Source organism: Pseudoclavibacter sp. VKM Ac-2867, from assembly GCF_015351275.1.
Classification (GTDB): Bacteria; Actinomycetota; Actinomycetes; order Actinomycetales; family Microbacteriaceae; genus Pseudoclavibacter.
This window is the reverse complement of record NZ_JADKSL010000047.1, coordinates 1-405: the sequence shown is the minus strand read 5'-3', so window position 1 is coordinate 405 and position 405 is coordinate 1. Positions and strand designations below refer to the sequence as shown.

Annotated in this window: 1 protein-coding gene; it reads right to left on the bottom strand. The window is 66.9% G+C overall.

Annotated features, from left to right (window positions below; translation table 11 throughout):
* Positions 1 to 405, bottom strand: a 405-nt coding sequence (locus tag ITJ67_RS19475; RefSeq protein ID WP_194678751.1) for an aldehyde dehydrogenase family protein, incomplete at both ends; no start/stop codon positions are given.

Below are 405 nucleotides of genomic sequence, written 5' to 3'. Positions count from 1 at the left end.
GTCGCCGAAGGCGGAGTCTTTCCAGCCGCCGAAGGAGTAGTAGGCGACGGGGACGGGGATGGGGACGTTGATGCCGATCATGCCGACCTGGATCTCGTTCTGGAAGCGGCGGGCGGCGCCGCCGTCGTTGGTGAAGATCGCGGTGCCGTTGCCGAACTGGCCGGTGTTGATGAGCTCCACGCCTTCCTCGAAGCTCTTCACGCGCACGATGCCGAGGACGGGGCCGAAGATCTCTTCCGTGTAGGCGCGGCTGGTGGTGGGGAGGTTGTCGATGAGGGTGGGGCCGAGCCAGAACCCGCCCTCGGCGCCCTCTGCCGTGATCTCGCGTCCGTCGACGAGCACGTCGGCGCCGTCGTCGTGGGCGATCTGGATGTAGGAGGCGATCTTGTCGCGGTGCACTTCCGA